The organism is Kitasatospora sp. NPDC036934 (genome assembly GCF_055608425.1).
Genome location: NZ_JBVJQR010000035.1, coordinates 13818 through 33563, shown reverse-complemented (window position 1 = coordinate 33563; position 19746 = coordinate 13818). Strand labels below are relative to the sequence as shown.

17 protein-coding genes, 2 tRNA genes and 1 riboswitch are annotated in these 19746 nt (G+C 74.3%); of the genes, 5 read left to right on the top strand and 14 right to left on the bottom strand.

Annotated elements, in window-relative coordinates; all coding sequences use genetic code 11:
- Positions 1-6: 6 nt before the first annotated feature.
- The 5 genes from ACZ7BZ_RS33865 to ACZ7BZ_RS33845 all read right to left on the bottom strand — a co-directional run bounded on the left by ACZ7BZ_RS33865 (position 7) and on the right by ACZ7BZ_RS33845 (position 5763).
- Positions 7-1218, bottom strand: coding sequence for a sensor histidine kinase (locus ACZ7BZ_RS33865; protein ID WP_470361726.1), 1212 nt, complete (start codon positions 1216-1218; stop codon positions 7-9).
- A gap of 280 nt (positions 1219-1498) precedes the next feature.
- Positions 1499-3658 carry a SpoIIE family protein phosphatase gene (locus tag ACZ7BZ_RS33860; RefSeq protein ID WP_470361700.1) on the bottom strand — a complete coding sequence of 720 codons (2160 nt, stop codon included), beginning with the start codon at positions 3656-3658 and terminating at the stop codon, positions 1499-1501.
- A gap of 268 nt (positions 3659-3926) precedes the next feature.
- Positions 3927-4499: a TetR/AcrR family transcriptional regulator gene (locus ACZ7BZ_RS33855; protein ID WP_470361699.1), complete on the bottom strand. Its 573-nt coding sequence runs from the start codon at positions 4497-4499 to the stop codon at positions 3927-3929.
- A 46-nt stretch (positions 4500-4545) separates the two neighbouring features.
- Positions 4546-5367: an alpha/beta fold hydrolase gene (locus ACZ7BZ_RS33850; protein WP_470361698.1), complete on the bottom strand. Its 822-nt coding sequence runs from the start codon at positions 5365-5367 to the stop codon at positions 4546-4548.
- A 105-nt stretch (positions 5368-5472) separates the two neighbouring features.
- A complete protein-coding gene (locus ACZ7BZ_RS33845) occupies positions 5473-5763 on the bottom strand; it encodes a YiaA/YiaB family inner membrane protein (RefSeq protein ID WP_380462386.1) in 291 nt (96 codons plus the stop codon).
- 196 nt (positions 5764-5959) lie between these two features.
- A riboswitch (cyclic di-AMP (ydaO/yuaA leader) is annotated at positions 5960-6118 on the top strand.
- A gap of 12 nt (positions 6119-6130) precedes the next feature.
- Here ACZ7BZ_RS33845 and ACZ7BZ_RS33840 point away from each other — a divergent pair.
- Positions 6131-6964, top strand: a complete 834-nt coding sequence (locus ACZ7BZ_RS33840; protein ID WP_470361697.1) for a M23 family metallopeptidase — start codon at positions 6131-6133, stop codon at positions 6962-6964.
- Positions 6965-7020: 56 nt separating this feature from the next.
- Here the strand turns inward: ACZ7BZ_RS33840 and ACZ7BZ_RS33835 are convergent, their stop codons facing one another.
- Positions 7021-7893 carry a hypothetical protein gene (locus ACZ7BZ_RS33835; RefSeq protein WP_470361696.1) on the bottom strand — a complete coding sequence of 291 codons (873 nt, stop codon included), beginning with the start codon at positions 7891-7893 and terminating at the stop codon, positions 7021-7023.
- A gap of 42 nt (positions 7894-7935) precedes the next feature.
- On the opposite strand from ACZ7BZ_RS33835, the gene ACZ7BZ_RS33830 reads away from it, so the two are divergent.
- From ACZ7BZ_RS33830 to ACZ7BZ_RS33815, 4 genes are all read left to right on the top strand, one after another.
- On the top strand, positions 7936-8505 hold the full coding sequence (locus ACZ7BZ_RS33830; RefSeq protein WP_470361695.1) for a GNAT family N-acetyltransferase: 570 nt from the start codon (positions 7936-7938) through the stop codon (positions 8503-8505).
- 202 nt (positions 8506-8707) lie between these two features.
- The gene (locus ACZ7BZ_RS33825; RefSeq protein WP_470361694.1) at positions 8708-9451 is read left to right on the top strand and encodes a sensor domain-containing protein; all 744 of its coding nucleotides are present in this window, start codon (positions 8708-8710) and stop codon (positions 9449-9451) included.
- A gap of 189 nt (positions 9452-9640) precedes the next feature.
- Positions 9641-10408, top strand: coding sequence for a hypothetical protein (locus ACZ7BZ_RS33820; RefSeq protein WP_470361693.1), 768 nt, complete (start codon positions 9641-9643; stop codon positions 10406-10408).
- A gap of 36 nt (positions 10409-10444) precedes the next feature.
- Complete coding sequence (locus tag ACZ7BZ_RS33815) at positions 10445-10891, top strand: GNAT family N-acetyltransferase (RefSeq protein WP_470361692.1); 447 nt, start codon at positions 10445-10447, stop codon at positions 10889-10891.
- Here the strand turns inward: ACZ7BZ_RS33815 and ACZ7BZ_RS33810 are convergent.
- The 8 genes from ACZ7BZ_RS33810 to ACZ7BZ_RS33775 form a co-directional block, all read right to left on the bottom strand.
- Entirely contained in the window at positions 10888-12039 is a 1152-nt protein-coding gene (locus tag ACZ7BZ_RS33810) for a hypothetical protein (RefSeq protein WP_470361691.1), read from the bottom strand. The genes ACZ7BZ_RS33815 and ACZ7BZ_RS33810 overlap by 4 nt on opposite strands.
- 428 nt (positions 12040-12467) lie before the next feature.
- On the bottom strand, positions 12468-13304 hold the full coding sequence (locus ACZ7BZ_RS33805; RefSeq protein WP_470361690.1) for a hypothetical protein: 837 nt from the start codon (positions 13302-13304) through the stop codon (positions 12468-12470).
- Positions 13305-13501: 197 nt separating this feature from the next.
- Positions 13502-13575 (bottom strand) — tRNA-Met (locus ACZ7BZ_RS33800).
- A gap of 77 nt (positions 13576-13652) precedes the next feature.
- Positions 13653-14969: a PrsW family intramembrane metalloprotease gene (locus tag ACZ7BZ_RS33795; protein ID WP_470361689.1), complete on the bottom strand. Its 1317-nt coding sequence runs from the start codon at positions 14967-14969 to the stop codon at positions 13653-13655.
- Between the two features lie 115 nt (positions 14970-15084).
- Positions 15085-15915: a tRNA (guanosine(46)-N7)-methyltransferase TrmB gene (gene trmB / locus ACZ7BZ_RS33790; RefSeq protein WP_470361688.1), complete on the bottom strand. Its 831-nt coding sequence runs from the start codon at positions 15913-15915 to the stop codon at positions 15085-15087.
- 55 nt (positions 15916-15970) lie between these two features.
- On the bottom strand, positions 15971-17209 hold the full coding sequence (gene lhgO, locus ACZ7BZ_RS33785; protein WP_470361687.1) for an L-2-hydroxyglutarate oxidase: 1239 nt from the start codon (positions 17207-17209) through the stop codon (positions 15971-15973).
- Positions 17210-17622: 413 nt separating this feature from the next.
- Positions 17623-19209 carry a TROVE domain-containing protein gene (locus ACZ7BZ_RS33780; RefSeq protein WP_470361686.1) on the bottom strand — a complete coding sequence of 529 codons (1587 nt, stop codon included), beginning with the start codon at positions 19207-19209 and terminating at the stop codon, positions 17623-17625.
- Positions 19210-19640: 431 nt separating this feature from the next.
- A tRNA-Ser gene (locus ACZ7BZ_RS33775) sits at positions 19641-19710 on the bottom strand.
- Between the last annotated feature and the right edge of the window lie 36 nt (positions 19711-19746).

Genomic DNA, 19746 nt, shown 5'->3' with positions numbered 1-19746 from the left:
GGATGGTCAGTGGGGGCCGGGCGGGTGCTGGCCGCGGGCGGCGGAGCGGCCGCTGGCGGTCCCGGCCTGGAACATCGCCATGAACGCCTGGGCGTCCCGGGCCGAGCGGTACGGCGGCTCGGGCGGCGGGGGAGCGGCGTGCTGGGCGGGGCGGTTCGCGCGGTCGCGCCGGTGGCTCCGGCGGGGCAGCGGCGGCGGGGTGTCGGCGGCGGGGGGCCCGGGCGGGGTGTCCACCAGGGGGTGGCCGGCGGCGGGCCGGTCGAAGCCGGCGGCCGGTCGCGGGCCGGGGCTGAACGCCCGGTCGTCCGGCCCGAGTCCGGGGACGGTGGGCGGCAGCGGCTCGGTGAGAAGGGCGTTCGGCAGCAGCACCACGACCCGCACCCCGCCGTACGGCGAGGGCGCCGAGCTGAGGGTGACCCGGAAGCCGTAGCTCTCGGCGAGCCGGCCGACCGCGGCCAGGCCCAACTGCGGCAGCTCGCCGAGCCGGGAGACCTCCAGGCTGCTGCCCCCGGCGAGCGCGTCGGCGGCCTTGGCGACGGCCTGTTCCGGCATGCCGACCCCGCCGTCGTCGATCTCGATGACGGCGCCGTTGTGCACCGGCATCAGGGTGACGAACACCTGGGTGCTGGGCGGGGAGTAGCGGGTGGCGTTGTCCAGCAGCTCGGCGATGGCGTGGATCAGGGCCTCGGCGGCGGCGCCGACCACCGCCGTCTCGATCCGGCTGCGCACGACCACCCGCTGGAACGGCAGGATGCGCGACTGGGCGCCGCGCACCACGTCCTCCAGCGAGACCGGTTCCGGCCAATGCCGGCCGGCCCGGGCGCCGCACAGCACGGCCAGGGTCTGGGCCAGCCGGGCCTGTTGGGCGGCGGCGTGGTCGGCCTTGAGCAGGCCCTCCAGCAGTGCCGGGTCGTCGTGGGTGCGTTCCATCTCGTCGAGCAGGGCCTGCTGGTCGTGGGCCATGACGAGGATCCGGCGGGCGACGCTGAGGAACGCCCGCTGGGTGGAGGCGGTGTGCTCCTGCTCCTGCTGGACGGCGGCCAGGTCGGCGCCCCGGCGGGAGAGTTCGGTGGTCAGCTGCTCCTGGAGCCGGGCGAGTTCGCCGTCCAGCCGGTCGGCCCGGCCGCGCTGGGTGACGGACACGGCGCGGTACCGCGCGGCGGCCACGAGGGCGAGGACGGCGAGCACGCCGGTAGCCGTTGCGCACCACTGAGTCATCGTCACGCGGCGAATTCTAGGGCGATGATCCTACGAAGGTGTGAACGGATCCCGCCAAGTGACCGGATCTCGTCAATATCGAGTCAATACGCCGTCATTCCTCCGTCGTTCGGACGCGATCCCGGGTTGCTGACGAGGTGTCCGGTCGTTCGTCCAGGGGCTTCCGGCCCCCTTCGGTGTGACGGGTGGTGGCTGGTTCGCATTCCGGGATGTGGGGGACTTGTGTGCACAGTGTTGTTGAACGTGCGACATTCGGTGCAGGTGAACCATTCCGCGGGTGCTACGGAACGGACGCCACCCGGTGCAGGAGCAGCAGCGCCACGTCGTCCGGCCGGTGCCTGCGCTCCGTCACGTTCAGGGTGAGCAGATCGGCCAGCCGCTCCAGCGCCGCCGCCGGCCCGATCCGCCCCGGACCGGCCTGCCGGGCCCACAGCTCCAGCCCGCCGAGCATCCGCTGCACCGACTCGTCGTAGTCCTCCTCGCGGTCCTCCACCAGCCCGTCGGTGTACGCCAGCAGCGTCTCGCCGCCCGCCAGCCGGTCGACCACCAGCGGGTAGGGCTGCTCCGGGGCCACCCCCAGCGGTGGGCCGCCCGGCAGCTCCAGCTCCACGGCGGCGGCGTCGGCGGTGATCCGCACCGGCGCCGGGTGCCCGGCCCGGGCCGCGGTCAGCCGACCGTCGGCCGGGTCCAGGGTCAGGTAGAGGCAGGTCGCGAACAGCTCGGTGTCCAGCTCGGCCAGCAGCCGGCTGGTCCGGGCCAGGGTGGCGGCCGGGTCGTGCCCGTCCGTCGCGTACGCCCGCAGGCCGCTGCGCAGCTGGCCCATCACGGCGGTCGCCTCGGCGTTGTGGCCCTGCACGTCGCCGATCACCAGCCCGATCCGGCCGTCCGGCAGCTTCAGCAGGTCGTACCAGTCACCGCCGATCTGCATGCCCTCGGTGCTCGGCAGGTAGCGGGCGGCACTGGCGATCCCGGGCAGCCGGGGCAGGGTGCGCGGCAGCATCGCGCGCTGCAGCTCGCCGGCCCGGTGGTGGTGGATGTCGTACAGCCGGGCCCGCTCCAGGGACTGCGCCAGGATGCCGGCGAAGGCCGAGTACAGGGTGCGGTCCTCGCGGCTGAAGGCGCGCTCGGCGGCGAAGGTGATCAGGCAGGAGCCGACCTGTCGACCGGAGGCCACCAGCGGCAGCACGGCCCAGGCGGCCGGGGCGTCCGGGCTGCGCGGCGTGCTGCCGGGCTGGCTGAACAGCGGGGCGGAGCGGGCCAGCGAGTGCTGCATCACCGGCTCGGAGAGGTCCGCCAACCGGGTCAGCTCGGCCCGGCGCGGACCGCCGTACACGGTGTGCGAGACCGGCAGCAGCCGGCCCTCGTCCACCAGGTCGAGCACGATGCCGGCGGCGCCGAAGGCCGGGCGGGCGACGTCGGTGACGGCGGTGGTGACGTCCCGTACGGTCACCGCGCGGGACAGCGCCCGGGTGAGCGACAGCAGCAGCGCCGTCCGGGCCCCGGCCGGGTCGTTCGGCGGCCCGGTGTCCCGGGCCGGGCGGTGGTCCACGGTGGCCAGCAGCCCGGCCATCCGCACCGGGCGGCCGTGCACGTCCAGCATCACCTCGCCGGACTCCTCGACCCGCGCGACCTTCCCGCCCGCGCGCAGCACCCGGTAGCCGATCCGGTAGCGCCCGCCGCTCGCCAGCGCCTCCGCCAGCGCGGCCTGCACGTCCGGCAGGTCCTCCGGGTGGACGATCCGCTCCAGCGGCGGGGCCGTCCCCTCCGGGTCGACGGGCCGGCCGGTGAGCGCGAAGGCGGCGGCGTCCCAGTGGCTCTCCCCGGTGACCAGGTCCCGCTCGAAGGCGCCGTGCCCGGCGGCCCGCACCGCGAGCGACAGCAGCGGATGGGTCGGCGCGGGGCCCGGACCGGCCGGCCGCGGGGGCGGGGCGGCGGTGTGCTCCAGCACGTGGTCCAGCAGGTGGTGCAGCCGGTGGGCGCAGGCCCCGGCGATCGTCTCCAGCACGTCCAGGTCGCGCCCCGGGACGGTGCCCCGGTGCGCCAGCGCGAGGGCCAGCACACCGATCGCCTGCTCGTCCACCACCAGCGGCAGGCTCACCACGGTGACCATCCCGGTGCCCAGGCCGGCGTTCCGGTTCGGGTAGTCGACGCTGGTGTGCTCCGGGCTGAGCAGGTACGGGCGGCGCAGCTTCAACGCCATCGCGGCGGGCAGCTCACCGGCGGGGTCGACCAGGCCGTAGCGTTCGAGCGCCCAGTCCGGCAGCCCGTGCGAGGCGGTCAGCCGGAGCGACCCGGCGGAGTCCAGCAGGTAGAGCGCGGAGCCCTCACCGGTGATCCAGCCCGGGCCCTCGGCGAGCACGGTGCCGAGCAGTTCGGCGGCACTGGTGCAGCCGAGCAGCAGGCGCACACAGCGCATCGGACTACGGGCGGGAGTGGGCACTGAATCTTCATACCCCATTTCGGCCCCGTCCGGCTCAGGGCGGGCCCCTCGCCCCAGCCGCCGCACCAGCACCGCGGGCCGGTCGTCCGCGCCGTCCTGCGCCACCCGCCCGCTGCACGGGAAGTCCGCTGCAGGGCAGGTTGGCTGCACCGGAAGTCGGCGGGCCCGACTTCCCGTGCACGCCCGAACCCGCCGCCCAGCGCGCGGCGCTCCCGCCGGCGGCGCGGAGGAAGCCGGCCGGGCCGGCTCGGTCACCGGGGCTGCTCGGTCACCGGGACTGGGGCCAGGTGCGGAGGCCGGTGGTGAGAGTGGTGACGAGGCGGTCGTGGGTGGTGGTGAGGTCTTCGGAGAGTTGGAAGGCGCCGCCGATGGAGAGGGCGGCGAAGCCGTGGGCGAGGGATCGGACGGTGCGGGCGGCGTGGATCACCTCGGAGCCGTCGAGGCCGTACCCGCGGAGGACGGCGACGATGACGCCGACGAGCCGGGTGGCCGCGCGGGTGAGGTCGTCGTCGGGCTGGGGGGCCTGGGGAAGGGCGGCGTAGCGGTGCGGGTGTTCGGTGGCGTAGGCCTGGTAGGCGCGCAGGACGGCGGTGACCGCGTCGTCCCCGCTGCGGCCGACGGCGGCTTCCGCGAGCCGGTCGGCGAGTTCCTCGGTGACCCGGACGGCGACGAGTCGCCGCAGTTCGGCGAGGCCGCCGCTGACGTGCTTGTACAGCGAGGGGGTGGCGACTCCGGCGCGGGTGGCGACGGAGGCGAGGGTGAGGGCTTCGGCGCCCTGGTCGTCGATGAGGGCGAGGGCGTGGTCGACGACCTGCTCGGGGGTCAGTCCTACGCGGGGCATGGCTTCGGGTTCTCCGTACGGCGGTGGGGGCGGGGCAGACGGGGGATCAGGCGAGTTCGGCCAGGAAGGGCAGCAGGGCGTCGGCTACGGCCCGGGGGTTGTCGGCCATCGGGTAGTGCCCGGATCCCTCGATCATGACCTTCCGCGCGCCGAGCTTCTCGGCCTGGAGTTCGGCGACGGCTTCCGGCTTCGGGAAGTCGGGGTCCTTGCTGCCCATCAGGACGAGGGCGGGGCAGCGGACGGCCGCGGTCCAGCCGATCGGCGCGGAGTCGCCGGTGACGTGGCCGCGGGTGGCGGTCTTGCGGCCGGGGGTGCGCAGGGCGGCGACCAGTCCGTCCACGTAGCCGTCGAGGTCGGCGGGGCGGGGGCCGGGGAAGGCCATCTTGCGCAGGTAGAAGCCCCAGACCCCGGGCCACTGGACCATGGCGGCGCCCATCGCGACCATGACGCCCCGCATGAGGGCGTTGGTCCGGTGTTCGACGAAGGCGTCGATCAGGGCGATCCCGGCGACCCGCTGGGGGGCGTCCCCGGCGACCTTGACGACGGTCGCGCCGGTGTAGGACTGGCCGACCAGGACGGCTCGTTCGATGCCGAGGTGGTCGAGCAGGGCGAGGACGTCGGTGGCGACGGCGGCCGGGCCGTAGTCGTCCCAGACGATGGAGGACTCGCCGAAGCCGCGCAGGTCCATGGTGATGACCCGGTGGCCGGCGGCGGTGAGCAGCGGGTGCAGGTGCCGGTAGGCGCGGCGGGAGTCGAGCATCCCGGGGAGCAGGACGACGGGGGTGCCGTCGCCCTGTCGGGTGTCGTCGTACGCGAGGCGGCCGCCGGGGACGTCGAGGTACTGGGTGCTCGGGGTGGTGCCGGTCATGGTGGGCCTCCGCTGGCTCGCTCGGTGCTGGCGATTGCTTCCGATAGCCATAAAGCTAAGGCTAATAGCCTTAGCCGTCAAGGGCCCTTCCCGGGTCCGCTCCGCTCAGACCCCCTCGACCCTGAACGGGTCGTGCTCGCTCAGCAGCTTCTCCAGCCGGGCCTGGTCGACCCGGGCGACGGTGTCCGAGGACTCCTGCCGGTCCCGGATCACCTTGGCGAGCGTGAAGGTGGAGGTGACGGTGTAGAGGAGCCCGATCCCGAGGAAGGCCCGGGTCCAGCCGCCGACGGGCAGGTAGGCGATCCCGGCGGCGAGGGCGGTGCCGGAGACGGCGAAGGAGAGGACGGCCTGGACGTAGTACGCGGCCGTGGTCCGTGACTGCATCGGTGCGTTCATGGCGCCAGGATGCGACGGGGCGGGCCGCTCGCACATGAGTAGGAGTACTCAGATGGGCCTGGCGAACGAAGGGCCGTTCGTTGACGACCGATCACCTGTTCCCCAGCAGTCCCGGACGGATGGCTTGGAATCAGGGCGTCCTAGGATTAACGTTTGATAACGCAGCGCGGTCGTCAACGCCGTACCCAGACGGCACCGTGCGCCGTCGCCTAATCCCACCGGCCGGCCTCCGGGCAGGTCAGGGAGCCGGGGAACCACGTTCCTTGGGGTGAATCGGCGGGGCCCCGGCCCGGCCGTAGGAGACCTTCCTGCTCCGAACCCGTCAGCTAACCCGGTAGGCGCGAAGGAAGGAAAGGAGCGCGCCTCCGTGGCGTCGACGCACACCCCGGCACACCCGGCCGGCCCCGCAGCCGGTACCCAGCTCCTCGACCACCCCGGCCCGGACGGCCCGGAGGCATTCGCCCCGGAGGCCGAGGCCAACCGCCACCGGATGCCGCGTCAGACCCGCGGAGCCTCCCCGCTGCTCGGCGTCACCGCCGTCGCCGCCACCCTGGGCGCCACCGGTTTCGCCTCCGCGACCCCGGCCGCCGCGCCCGCCGTCGAGGCCCCGGACGAGTCGCCGGTCGCCCTGGCCGCCGACCCCGGCCTCGCGCTCGCCGCCCGCATCCAGCAGCAGGCCGACAGCCAGCGCACCGCCGCCGAGGAGGGCGCCCGGCTGCAGGCCGCCCAGGAGGCCGAGGCCAAGGCCGCCGCCAAGGAGGCGGAGGCCAAGCGCGCCGCCGACGAGGCCGAGCGGGCCAAGGCCGCCGCCCTCACCCTGCCGGTGAAGGACTACAACCTCACCGCCCACTACGGCCAGAGCGCCCGCTACTGGGCCCACCTGCACACCGGCCTGGACTTCGCCGCCGACACCGGCACCGCGGTCTTCGCGGTCGGCCAGGGCACCATCACCTCGGCCGGCTGGTCCGGCTCGTACGGCTACCGGATCGTCGAGACCCTGCCCGACGGCACCGAGATCTGGTACTGCCACCTCTCCTCGATCATCAAGGGCTCCGGCAAGGTGACCTCCGGCCAGCAGATCGGCAAGGTCGGCGCGACCGGCAACGTCACCGGCCCGCACCTGCACCTGGAGGTCCGCCCCGACGGCGGCGCCCCGGTCGACCCGGAGACCTGGCTCCAGCAGCGCGGCCTCACCCCGTAGCCACCGCCGAAGGCCCCTGGAAACCGCCCACCGGCGTCCGGGGCCTTCGCGGCAGCTCACTCCGGCGGCAGCTGCGCCAGGTACGCGTCGATCTCGGCCGGTCCCGGCTCCGGCGCGAGTTCGGGGAACTCCTCCACCAGCAACCGCGGCAGCCCGGGCACCGTCCAGTCGCCGAGCAGGTCGAGCGCCACCTCCGCCGCGGCCGCCTCGAAGTCCTCGAAGTCTCCGGCCAGTTCGTCCGGCATCGGCCGCCCCAGCGCGTTCAGCTCGGCCAGGTTTCGGTAGCTGCGCCGCATCAGGCCCTGCTCCAGCAGCCGCCGGGCGCCGTCGGTGGCCATGCCGACCGACAGCACCCGGCCCGGCCCCCAGCCCTGCTCGTCCGGTTCGTCCAGCCAGCCGGTCGGCGTCAGTGCCTCGTACCCGGCGAGCCGCTCCTCCTCGCCCAGCCCGGCGAACCCGGCCAGCCAGCCCCGGACGGCCTCCGGGTCCGCGACGTCCACCCCGTGGGCGTGCAGCAGCACCGCGTACAGCCGGGGCCAGGTCACCAGGTCGGCGCGGCGCAGCAGGCCGACGGCGACCTCGCCCTGCCACTCGGCCTCGGCGTGCAGCCGCTCCTGGCGCTTGGCGTTGAGCCGCTTCGCCGCCCGCTGGTGGTCGACCAGCAGCCGGACGGCTTCGCCGTAGGCGAACGGGTCCTGTTCCGGGTCAGGTTGGACGTAGAGGTGGAGCCGTTCGTACAGCAGGTGCTCCACCGCGTCGGAGGTCAGTTCGGGCCAGCCGTCGTGCATCCTGCCCTCGCCCAGCTCCAGCAGCGCCAGCACCGTGCGCAGCGGCGTCTCGGCCACCGGCGCCCGGTCCTGCCCGGCCGCCCAGGCGAGCAGGTCGGCGGCCCTGGTGCGCGGGGCGAGTCGCAGGTCTTCGTCGTTCATGTTCCGAACGGTAGCCGCCGGACGGGGATAGGGTCGGCAGCCATGGTCCCCGTACGCCTCACCGGCCCCCGGCTCGCCGTCCGCGAGTACCACCACACCCCGGAGGAGGTGGACGCGCTGCACGCGCTGTTCGGCGACCCGGAGGTGACCCGCTACCTCCCCTTCGAACCGCGCGACCGGGAGACCTGCGCCGACCAGATCGAGCTCTACCTGGAGGAGGCGCTGGCGGAGGAGCGGGACACCTACCGGCTCGCCGTCGTCCGGCGCGAGGACGCCGAGGACCCGGCCGACGCGGTGCCGGTCGCACACGCCAGCCTCACCCTCGGCAGGTCCAGCTCCGCCTACCTCGGCTACGTGCTGAGCCGCCCGGTGTGGGGCCTCGGCTACGCGGGCGAGATCGCCGGACTGCTCTGCGAGCTCTCCTTCGGCCCGCTCGGCCTGCACCGGCTGGCCGCCCGGGTCGACGTGGACAACACCGCCTCGGCCAGGGTGCTCGCCCGGCTCGGCTTCCGGTTGGAGGGGCGGGTCCGGCACGACCTGTTCAAGGGCGGGGTCTGGCGAGACTCGTACCAGTACTCGCTGCTCGCCGACGAGTGGCCCGGCCGGCAGTAGCGGGGGCGGCGGCAGGGGGCCGTAGTGGGGGGCCGGGGGCCGGAAGTGGGGGGCCTGAGGGCGGGGCCGGGGCAGGGGCCGTGGGGTTAACCCCACCCCCGATCCGCCGGTCCTCCGGATGTTTGCCGGGCCGCGCCCCGGCCAGACTTGAACACGTCAGCAGGTACGAACGCGAGCACGAACGAGGGGCCGGGGGCCGGGGATGAGCAGTAGCCGAAGCACGCTGGGTCAGGAGTGGGACGCCCCTGGCGGTTACGGCGACGACGGTGCGCGCCCGGCCGGGGCCCGTCGCACCGAGCAGCCGCCGGGCTTCTGGCGGGCGCCGTTCTCCGGCCACTACTACCGGGAGGTCGGCTACGCACTCACCGGTCTGCCGGTGGCGATCGTCGGCTTCACCGTCGCGATCGCCCTGTTCTCGGTCGGGATCGGCACCTTCGTCACCGTCCTCGGCCTGCCGGTGCTGGCGGGCCTGACCAGCGCCTCCCGGGGCCTGGGTCGGGCGGAGCGGGCCCGGGTGCGCGGGATGCTCGCCCTGGACGTGCCCGGCCCGGCGCCGGTGCGCCAGGTGCGCCCGGGCAACTGGGGCGCGATCACCGCGCGGTTGGCCGACGGCCCGGGCTGGAAGGCCGCGCTGTACCAGCTGGTGATGTTCCCCTGGGCGGTGTTCAGCTTCTGCATGACGCTGACGTTCCTGGTGCTCGGCTGGGCGATGGCGCTCTACCCGCTCTACCACTGGGTCTTCCCGCGCTACACCTCCTGGCGCGGCTACCAGCTGTTCGACTTCACCGACAGCCACCACGTCCGGCACGCCTACTACGTCGAGGGCACCGGGCAGATCGCCGCCTTCTCGGCGATCGGGGTTCTGCTGATCTTCCTCACCGCGCGGATGGTCCGCGGCCTGACCGGCGTCAACCGGGCCGCCGCCCAGGGCCTGCTCGGCCGCTGAGCCCCGGCGCCCGTCCTCGCCACTCCGCTCCGCCCCCGCCCCGCGTTCCGCCCCAGCCCAGCCCAGCCCAGCCCAGCCCAGCCCAGCCCAGCCCAGCCCAGCCCAGCCCAGCCCAGCCCAGCCCAGCTCCGCCCCGCCCCCGTCCGTGTTCCGGATGCGGGCGGGGCGGGCCCGTGTTCGGATGACCGGGTGATCACCGCCCCCGATCCGGACCGGGTCCGCGCCCCGGACCAGGCCGTCCTGGTCACCTCCCGCCCGCTGGACGAGTACTGCGCCCTGTTCGGCCTCACCCGCGCCCTGCTCGCCGCCCTGCCGGGCCCGCTGCTGGACTGCCCGGGCGGCGCGGCCGGCCTGACCGCCGAGGCGCGCGAGCTGGGCTGCCGGGTGATCGCCGTCGACCCGGCGTACGCGCTGCCGCTGCCCGAGATCCAGGCCCGGGCACTGGCCGCCCGGGCCTCGATGGCCCTCGCGATGGCCGCGCGGCCCCACCTCTACCCCTCGTCCCGCCCGTACCGGCCGCCCCGCCCCGAGCGCTACCTGCGCAGCTGGGACCGCGCCCGCCTGCTGTTCGCCGCCGACTCGGCCGCCCACCCGCAGAGCTATCTGGCCGCGGTGCTGCCCCGGCTGCCCTTCGCGGACGGCGCCTTCGCCCTCACCCTGAGCGGTTACCTGATCTTCGCCTACCCCGAACTGTTCGGGCCGGAGCACCAGTTGGCCGCTCTCGCCGAGCTGGTCCGGGTGACGGCTCCGGGAGGCGAGGTGCGGGTCCAGCCGCTGAACGACGGTCACGGCCGCCGCTGCGGGCACCTGGACCGGCTGCGGTACGCGCTCGGCGAGCGCCGGATAGCCAGCGAGGTCCGCCGGGTGCCGCTCGGGGACGGCCGCGCCGGGAGGGTCATGGTCCTGCGGGCCGTCGACCGACGCCTCCGCCGGTCGTCCCCGACGACCGGCCTGTAATAGTCGCTGCCCGGCTTTGCCCCTATACTCGCCCACATGAGCGAGACCACGATCCGGCCCGCCCGGCCGGCCGACGCCGACCGGCTCACCGCACTGATCCAGGCCTCCACCGCCTACCGCGGCGCCTACTTCGCGATGATCGACGGCTACGTCGTGAGGCCCGACTACATCGAGCGCCACGAGGTGCGGATGGCCGTGGACGGCACCGACGACCGACTGCTCGGCTTCTACGCGCTGATCCACGAACCGGCCGAACTGGACCTGATGTTCGTCGCCGACGAGGCCCAGGGGCGGGGCATCGGGCGGGCGTTGATCGCGGACATGCTGGACCGGGCCCGGGCGGCCGGGATCGCCGCGGTCAAGGTCGTCTCGCACCCACCCGCCGAGGGCTTCTACCGCCAGGTGGGCGCCGAGCGCACCGGCACCCGCCCGCCGCGGCCCACGACCCCTTGGGAACAGCCCGAACTGCGCTTCACCGTCTAGGAGTCCACTCGCGGGCCGCCGCCCTGCGCGGGATCCGGCGCGGCCGCCAGCTGCGTCGGGAGGGGCCCGGGGCCCGGCGCCGCCGCCGACTGGGCCGGGACGAAGGCCGCTGCCTGCAGCCGGGACAGTATCTTCTCCGCCAGCCAACTGCGGTCCGACCCGTACGGGATGCCCCGCGGGTCGACCAACTGCGCCGCCACCGCGTCCCGCAGCCGCTGCGTCTCGGTGCCGGGCAGCCGGGAGAGCAGGCCCCGGGCGGCCAGCAGCGCGTGGTACTGCTCGAATCCCGAGCGCGGGTGCTCGATCGCGTCCAGCACGCTCGGCAGGTCCGCCAGCGAAGGGTCGCCCTGCATCAGCGCCAGCGCCTGGATCCGGCGGCCCTCGGAGCCGTCCGCGTAGAGGTCCCGCACCTGGTCGGCGGTGAGCGCCGAGCGCTTCGCGGTCGAGCGGACCTCCGCCACCACGCCCTCCGGCCCGCTGGGGGAGCCCGAGGCGGGCGGCAACTGCGCGGCCAGCGCGGCGGGTCGGTCGGCGCTGCCGCCGAGCAGCCCGAGCTGCTGCATCGCGCGCACCCGGAGGTCGTCCGCGCCCACCTTGTCGCCCCGCCGGTCGCGGTCCTGCCCGGCCAGGAAGAGGTCCAGTGCCTCGTCGGTCTCGGTCAGCACCCGCGGCAGCGCCAGCCGGGTGACCAGCCAGCCGGCCAGGAAGCCGAGAACCAGGAAGTACAGCACCAGCGCGGCCGCGAACGGCGCCGCGGCGTCCGCGCCGCCCAGCACGGGCGCCAGCGCCGAGCCGAGCTGGTGCAGCCGCTCGCCGAGCGAGCCGAGCTGGGTGAGCCCGACGCCCAGCAGCACCTTGGTCAGCCAGTCGGAGACCTGCTCCAGATTGGTGTTCGGCGCGTACGAGCCCTGCGGCTCGCCGGAGCCGCTCTTCACCCGGGGCACCCCGAACAGGAAGCCCAGCGCACCCCCGAGCACCGTCGAGGCCCCGGCGACCACCAGGCCGCCGCCGAGCGCCTGCCAGGCGTGTGCCCGGCCGAGCGAGAACATCAGCAGTCCGAGCAGTCCGGTGCCGGTCAGTACCCCGGCCGCCGTCCACTGCGCCGTCCGCAGTGCCGACGCACCGGCCCGTTGCCGCGCCTTGGTCATCGCCCACCCCCTGTGTCCGCGCCGCTCGGCCGCGCCCCGTCGTTCCCTTGGTGGGGCCGCGCCGACTCTAGCGCCGTGGCCCCACCACGGGAACGACCCGGGGGCGCCGTCGCTACGACGGGGGTGGCCGCTGAGGAGGCCGGCCCCGGAAACGCAGACGGCCCGCGGGCTGCTCCGCGACGTCGGCCCGTGCACTGGCCTGGCGTCGCGGCACCGGGGATGTTCCGGTGAGCCCGCGGACCGGGTGACTGCTGTGGATTTCGCCTGCCGGAGGCCAGGGGCCTCACCCTGCGCAGGCAGGGGCGGCTCTAGCGAGCAGCCACCTCACGCATCCTGATGGAACTCAATTCAGGATCACCTCCCTTCAGTGTGTCGCCACTGTAGGCAGGCCTCTGCGGAGAGGGCAACGGATTATTCGCGGACGCCGCTCAGGCGCTCTTCACCTTGTCCTGGAACTTGGTGTAGTCGATCACGTTGTCGGCCGACGGGGCCTGGATGGTGACCGGCTTGTCGAAGTCGCTGAAGTCGATGCGGCCCTTGTCGGAGCCGGTGGTCTTCTCCAGCCGCACCGGGTAGAACTTGCCCTCGGTGGCGATGTGGAGGAGCGACTCCTCGCCCTTGTCGTCCTTCTCCTTGAGGCTGAAGGTCTTCAGCCCGTTGACGGTGCCGGCGCTGCCCTTGGTGGGGGTGCTGGAGCCGTCGTCGAGCATCTGCTTGCTCGCGTCGGAGAGCTTGCAGAAGTCGGTCAGGTCCTTCATCTTCGGGTCGTTCTGGAAGCCGGTCAGGTAGCGGCCCTTGAACAGCTCGGCGACGGCGTCGCCCTTCGGCCCGCCGAAGGTCTTCCAGAACTGGGTGTCCGGCTTGAGGAAGTACTGCTTGCCGTCGCTGATGATCTCGAAGGAGCCCATCCCGGGCATCGCCATGCTGCCCTGGCACTGGCCCGTGGAGTCCATCACCATGTCGATGGTCATCTCGCCGTCGTCGCTGGCCATCTTGCCGGCGATCTTGAGCGAGGTGGCGCCGGCCAGCGCGTCCTTGGCCTTCTTCTCGATCTCCTGGGCGGTCAGGTTGTCGGTGTCCAGCTTCGCCACGGTCGGGGTCGGCGTCGGGGTCGGCGTCGCCGTGGCGGTCGGAGTCGCGGCTGCGGCTGCGGTGGTCGCGGGCGCGGCGGCCTTGTCCGAGTCCTTGTTGTCACCGCAGGCGGCCGTGCCGGCTCCCAGGAGGAGGCAGATCGCGGCGGTGCTCGCCAGGCGCTTCGACAGCATCGAGGTCGTTCCTTATCCAGGGCACGGCCCCGCCGTCCCCCACTTGGATGAATTTTTTCCTCAGTATGGGGGAGCGCTCTGGCCGGAGATCTTGAAACGGGGTGCCGTTACCGCTTCGTGGCGGGACCGTGTTGTGGCCGTGCCGGGGAATGCGAAAGGCCCGGAGGAAGAATCCTCCGGGCCTTTCGGCTACTGAGTAGCGGGGACAGGATTTGAACCTGCGACCTCTGGGTTATGAGCCCAGCGAGCTACCGAGCTGCTCCACCCCGCGTCGGTGAACACAACACTACGGGGAAGTCGCCGAGATGGGAAATCGGTTCTTCGGGCCGCTTCGGCACCGGCCTGCGACTACCCCCGCGCCGCCCGTCTGCCGCGCCGCTCGGCGTGCCTGACGGCGCGGGCTCTGGCCCAGAGCGCGAAGCAGACCAGTGCCACGAAGCAGGGCACCATCAGTACCCCGTAGACCACCAGGAAGCCGTCCGTCCCCAGGTCGGCGGCGGCGTTCCAGGTGCCGTGCAGCGCCATCGCCAGCAGCAGTCCGGCGGGCGCGGCCAACCGGGCCAGCCAGCGCCGCCCGGTGGTGAGGGTGACGGCCAGGCCGATCCCGGTGAGCGCGGTGAACAGCGGGTGGGCGAACGGGGAGAGCAGGGCGCGCAGCACGAAGGTCTGCACGGTGCCGTCGAAATCGCGCAGGCTGGGCGGATCGCCCAGGCCGATGCTGTCCAGCCGGTTGCGCTGGTCGGTGCTGAAGGCCCGGCCCAGGTAGAGGGCGTTCTCGGTGAAGGCGAAGCCGCACGCCGTCATCCCGCCGAGCACCACCCCGGCGGCCAGGGTGCGCGGTCGGGAGCGGCGGTGCGGCGTGCCGGGGGAGGAGGGGGCCGGGCAGAGGTACGGCAGCGGCCGCAGGTAGGGGCGGAGCCGCAGTCGGCTCCGGGCGTGCGGCCCGGCGGGGCTGCGCTGGTACGGGCGGGCGCGCCGGGGCGCGGGCGACCGGTGCAGCAGCGGCGCGCAGGGGCGGCCGGAGCGGCGGCCGTGGCAGCGCAGCCGCTGGCCGAGCGGCAGGAGCAGCACCAGGAGGGCGGTGGCCTTGGCGCTCTCCTCGATCACCGGGGTGGCGATCCCGGTGCCGAGCAGCCCGCCGAGGGCGCCCTGGTGGGTGGTCAGGTAGTCGGCGGTCCAGTTGTTGGCGAGGATCGCGATCGTGGTGGCCGCGCAGGCGCCCCAGCCGAGGCAGAACACGGTGTGCCGCAGCGGTACCCGGGCGGTCAGGTTGAGCCAGGCCAGGCCGCCCAGCACGAAGGGAAGTGGCACCGTCGCCAGGCCCAGGCCCACCAGCAGCCCGGCGGTGCCGGTCTGCCGCTGGACCAGGTGCAGGATCAGCAGCCCGCAGCAGCTCAGGGCCAGGACGGCGGCCGCGGTGACCGGGGGGAGTGCCGGTGAGCGGCGACGTCCCGGGAGCTGTTCCGGGGTGCCCGGCACGGTGGCGGCGGTGGACGGCGGAGCGCCGCCGGGCCGGGGCAGCAGCCGGTCGGCCCGGCGCCTCCGGGGCCCCGGGATGGTCCGGGTGTCGCCGGGGCGCGGGCCCGTACCCGGTGCGTCGGCGGCGGTGCGGACGGTGACCCGCCCCGACCGGACGCCACGGCCGCCGCCGGACGGGCTGCCCATGCGGCACAGGGTAGGCCACGGTGGCGGCCCGTCGGGAGGAGTCGGGACGAACCGTTCGTCCCGGGCCGGACCGTCCGTACGGCCCGGCGGGGCCCGTTCGAACGGCCTCGGGCCGTCAGCGGCGGCGGAACAGCAGGTCGTGCACCACGTGGCCCTTGGCGATCCCGGCCCGCTCGAACTTGGTGACCGGGCGCCAGTCGGGCCGCGGCGCGTAGCCGGGGACGCTGCCGTCCGGGTGGTCCGCGGGCTCCAGCCAGCCGGTGCCGTCACCCTCGGGGTGCAGGTTCTCCAGCTCCGGCGAGGCGGACAGCACGGCCAGCATCTGCTCCGCGTACGGCTCCCAGTCGGTCGCGCAGTGCACCAGGGCGCCCGGGGCGAGCCGGGGCAGTACCAGGTCGAGGAAGGACGGCTGGACCAGCCGGCGCTTGTGGTGCTTGGGCTTGGGCCACGGGTCGGCGAAGTAGACCCGCAGGCCGGCCAGCGAGGCGTCCGGCAGCATGTCGCGCAGCAGGATGACGGCGTCGCCGGCGGCCAGCCGGACGTTCCGCGAACCGTCCCGCTCCAGCATGCCGAGCAGGTTGCCGTGGCCGGGGGTGTGTACGTCGGCGGCCAGGATGCCGGTCGACGGGTCGGCGGCGGCCATCGCGGCGGTGGTCTCGCCCATCCCGAAGCCGATCTCCAGGGTGACCGGCAGGCCGCCGAACAGCTCCTGCAGGTCGAGCGGGGTGCCGTCGATCGGGACGCCGTAGGTCTCCCAGCTCCGGTCCAGGGCGCCCGCCTGGGCGTTGGTCATCCGGCCCCGGCGCGGCTGGAAGCTGCGGATGCGCCGCTCCCGGTGCTGTTCCTCGGTGGCCTTGTGCGGGTACATCGGCGCGGGGTAGGCGGCCGGCGCCGCGGACAGCCGGGCGGACGGCGATTGCTGGGGGATCGGGGCGGTGGCAGTCACAATCACCCGAGTCTACGGGGCCTCGCCGGGCGCCCGAAGGGGTGTGTGACGGGGCTCATCCGCCGGCCTCCAACGCGGCCAGGGCGCGGCGTGCCACCTCCCGGCCGATCGGCAGCGAGGCCGTCGCGGCGGGGGAGGGGGCGTTCAGCACGTGCACCGTGCGGCGCGGGGAGCGCGGGTCCTCGGGGTCGAAGCCGGCGAAGGCGAAGTCGTCCAGCAGCGAGCCGTCCCGGGCCACCGCCTGGGCCCGTACCCCGGCCGGGGCCGGCACCAGGTCGGCGGCGGTCACGGCGGGCAGCAGGCGGCGGACGGCCGTGGTGAACGCCCGCTTGGACAGCGAGCGGTGCAACTCGCCGACCTCGTACCGCCAGTGCCGCCGTAGGATCCGCCAGGTGCCGGGGAAGGCGAGGGTGTCGGCCAGGTCGCGTGGGTGGACGGTGCGCCAGTCGTAGCCCTCGCGGGCCAGCGCGGGCACCGCGTTCGGGCCGACGTGGACGTCCCCGTGTATGCCCCGGGTGAGGTGCACCCCGAGGAAGGGGAAGGCCGGGTCGGGCACCGGGTACACCAATCCGCGCACCAACTCCCGGCGCTGCTCGGCCAGTTCGTAGTACTCGCCGCGGAACGGCACGATCCGCACCCCCGGGTCGTCCCCGGCCAGCCGGGCGATCCGGTCGCTGTGCAGCCCGGCGCAGTTCACCAGCACCCGGCAGCGCAGCTCCCCGTCGGCGGTGCCGACGGTCACGCCGTCCCGGCGCCGGGCGACCGTCCGGACCTCGGTGCCCGGCCGCAGTTCGGCGCCCGCCTCCCGGGCCAGCCGGGCGTACGTCGTCGCGACGGCCGGGAAGTCGCAGATGCCGGTGGTGCCGACGTGCAGCCCGGCCCGCCCGCGGACCGCCGGCTCGTAGCGGGCGATCCCGGCCCGGTCCAGCTCGGTGACCGGGATGCCGTTCGCCCGGCCGCGCTCGGCCAGCGCCGCCAGCCGGGGCAGTTCGGCGTCGTCGGTCGCCACGATCAGCTTGCCGGTGACCTCGTGCGGGATGCCGTGCTCGCGGCAGAACGCCACCATCTCGGCGGCGCCCGCGACGGCGAACCGGGCCTTGTACGAGCCGGGGCGGTAGTAGACGCCGCTGTGGATCACCCCGCTGTTGCGCCCGGTCTGGTGCGCCGCGAAGCCCTTCTCCTTCTCCAACACCGCGACCCGCAGCCCGGACCCGTCCCTGGTCAGGGCGTACGCGGTGGCCAGGCCGACGATGCCGCCGCCGACCACCACGACATCGAACCCGCCGTCCGCCACCCTGCACTCCTCGTCCGCCGCCCGAACCCTGCGGCCGATGGTGCCACGGGAGCCGGCCGCCGGCGCCGGTTTCGCGCAGGTTGCACCGGTGGCCTCCGGGCGACGTCGCCCATGCGTCTCCCCGCGCGTCGGTCGGCCCGTCAAGGCTCCGCCGCTCGGGTGCGTGGTGCGTGGTCGTGGTCCGTGGTGAGTGGTACGGGGTCCGTCGTGCTGCCACCGGCATGCCGAGGTGGGCGGCAGTGTTCTGCCGCCCACCTCGCCGTGCGGAGCCGCTCCCCAGTGGCTCCACCCCCCCCGTGCGGCCGGTGCGGTCGCGCGCAAGGCCCCCCGGCCCCGCGCGTCCACCGCCGTTCCCCCCGTCCGGCCGCGTGGTGGTGCGGCCAGGCCCCCCGGCCCGGCACGCACCATCGTGGTCAACGGCCCTGGACCTCCCAGGGCCAGCCGGCGTCGGCCCCCGCCTCCAGGAGGGGGATCAGCCGGAAGGCCGCGTCGCTGAGGCCGCCGAAGGTGTGCCGGTTGGCGACACCGCTCGGGCCGTGACCGGTGGCGTAACCGGCCAGGTTCCAGGTGTAGACGGGCACGTGCGCCGGGATCGCGTCGAGCGGGTCGCTGCCCCGGTAACCGAAGCCGGGCTGCTCGTCGGTGACGATCACCACCCGGTCGTGGCCCCGGTAGTGGGTGCGGACGGCCTGGGCGGTGTTGGTGCCGCCGAGGTCGGAGAACCGTTCCAGCACCCGCAGCACCGCCTCCCCGCGGCGGACCTCGATCACCCGGCTGCTGGAGCCGAACTCGACCAGGTCCGCCCGGGCCGCCCGCACCTTCAGCGCGGTGCCGAAGATCGCCGCCGAGTCCGCCCGGTTGAGCTGGGTCTGCGCGCTGGGCCGGTCGAACATCGAGCCGGAGCGGTCCACCAGGATCAGCGTCCGGCCGGGCAGCTCGGGCACGTTGGCGAGCGAGTGGCCGAGCGCCGTCTCCAGCGCGTGCCCCCACCGCAGCGAGGGCGCGTGCCGGTACGCCGCCAGGTAGCGGAACGGGAACTGGCGCGAGCGCCGTACCTCGCCCTGGTCGGAGATCCGCCGGGCCACCTCGGTCGCGACCGCGTCCGACACCCCGGCCCGGTCGAAGTTGCGCAGGTTCCGCACCAGCGCCATCGGGCCCATGGAGGGGATGACCGCCTCCCAGACCGGCGCGTCCAACGGGCCCTGCAACCAGCCCGCCAGCGCCTCCCAGGTCAGCCCGGCGGCGGCCAGCCGCTCCGCGCCGTCCTTCGCCGTCACGGCGGCCCGGCGCTGCTCGACCGGCAGTGCCAGCAGCTCGCGGTTGGCGGTCAGCATCCGGTCGACGGCCGGCGGGACGGCCTCCTCCGGCCGGTGTCGGCGGTCCAGCGCGTAGCCGAACAGCGCGCCCTGCCAGGGCTTCGCCGGGTCCGGCGACGGGTGGGTCAGCTCCAGCACGTCACCGAAGCGGTAGCCCTTGCTCGCGGTGTCGTACTTGAGCAGCGCACGGGCGTCGTACAGCCGCCGCACCGCGTCCGCGACACCGCGCTTGAGCGGCTTGGGCAGCGCCCGGCCGTAGCGCGAGGTCCAGTAGGCGAGCAGCTCGCCGGGCTCGTCGGCGCGCCGCAGCACGGCGTCGACCGCCTGCCGGGAGTACCCGTGGGCACCGGCGTCCAGCCGGGCCCGGGTGAACTCGGCGGCGCCGACCAGCGCGGCGGTGCGCAGCTGCGCACCGTACCGCAGCCAGCGCAGCAGCCCGAGGGTCCACTCCGGGTCGCTGACGGCGAGTTCGCGCACCAGCGCGGTGTAGCGGTCGTCGCGGGCGCCGCCGCGCTCGTAGAAGGTGTCCTGGCCGACCAGATTGGCGACGGCCAGCAGGAACAGCTCGGACTTGGCGTCCCGGACGAACCCCACGCCGCCGTTGTGGTTGGCCGTGCGCTTGCCGGTCGTGGTCACCGGTGACGTCGGAGTCGCCTTGGCCTTGCGGATGTTGAACCTGGACATGCTGCAGCCCCCCTCGGCGTGCTTGGTCGTGTGTACGGGAGGGAGGCATGCTGCGGCTGGGGGTGCCCGAGATCGTGCCGGCCGTCGAACGGCCGACATCGGCGGAGGTATATGCCTTGTGCTCTGCCGGATTGAGCTAGCGGCCGCACTCGCGCACGGCACGCCCGGGATTTGAACCCGGAACCGCAAGATCCGAAGTAACCCCCGCCTGCGCACCGGGCACTCCGAAGCGCAGCTGCCTCCCGAGATCAGGTCGGCGGCGGTGTTCAGCGGGCTCGAACCGCTACGCCGGAATACCGGCGTCTACCAGAAGTAACCGCTGCCGTCGCACCGGGAGGTGCGGAATTCTATTCACGTATGGGTGTCCAGAGTTCGAGGTCGGCTGAGGTGACGAAGCTGCTCTGCCAACTGAGCTACACCGGCACGAAAAGTACCGGTGGCGGGACTCGAACCCGCGACCCGCCCATTAGGAGTGGAAGTAACCTCTGCCTGCGCACCTGGACGAGAGAGACCTTATCCAGGCCCCTCCCGCAGGTG

Excerpts from the sequence above, each read along its gene's own strand:
- ACZ7BZ_RS33865 (WP_470361726.1), bottom strand. The coding sequence starts at position 1,218 with ATGACTCAGTGGTGCGCAACGGCTACCGGCGTGCTCGCCGTCCTCGCC.
- ACZ7BZ_RS33855 (WP_470361699.1), bottom strand. The coding sequence starts at position 4,499 with ATGCCCCGCGTAGGACTGACCCCCGAGCAGGTCGTCGACCACGCCCTC.
- ACZ7BZ_RS33850 (WP_470361698.1), bottom strand. The coding sequence starts at position 5,367 with ATGACCGGCACCACCCCGAGCACCCAGTACCTCGACGTCCCCGGCGGC.
- ACZ7BZ_RS33845 (WP_380462386.1), bottom strand. The coding sequence starts at position 5,763 with ATGAACGCACCGATGCAGTCACGGACCACGGCCGCGTACTACGTCCAG.
- ACZ7BZ_RS33835 (WP_470361696.1), bottom strand. The coding sequence starts at position 7,893 with ATGAACGACGAAGACCTGCGACTCGCCCCGCGCACCAGGGCCGCCGAC.
- ACZ7BZ_RS33830 (WP_470361695.1), top strand. The coding sequence starts at position 7,936 with ATGGTCCCCGTACGCCTCACCGGCCCCCGGCTCGCCGTCCGCGAGTAC.
- ACZ7BZ_RS33825 (WP_470361694.1), top strand. The coding sequence starts at position 8,708 with ATGAGCAGTAGCCGAAGCACGCTGGGTCAGGAGTGGGACGCCCCTGGC.
- ACZ7BZ_RS33815 (WP_470361692.1), top strand. The coding sequence starts at position 10,445 with ATGAGCGAGACCACGATCCGGCCCGCCCGGCCGGCCGACGCCGACCGG.
- ACZ7BZ_RS33810 (WP_470361691.1), bottom strand. The coding sequence starts at position 12,039 with ATGACCAAGGCGCGGCAACGGGCCGGTGCGTCGGCACTGCGGACGGCG.
- ACZ7BZ_RS33805 (WP_470361690.1), bottom strand. The coding sequence starts at position 13,304 with ATGCTGTCGAAGCGCCTGGCGAGCACCGCCGCGATCTGCCTCCTCCTG.
- ACZ7BZ_RS33795 (WP_470361689.1), bottom strand. The coding sequence starts at position 14,969 with ATGGGCAGCCCGTCCGGCGGCGGCCGTGGCGTCCGGTCGGGGCGGGTC.
- ACZ7BZ_RS33780 (WP_470361686.1), bottom strand. The coding sequence starts at position 19,209 with ATGTCCAGGTTCAACATCCGCAAGGCCAAGGCGACTCCGACGTCACCG.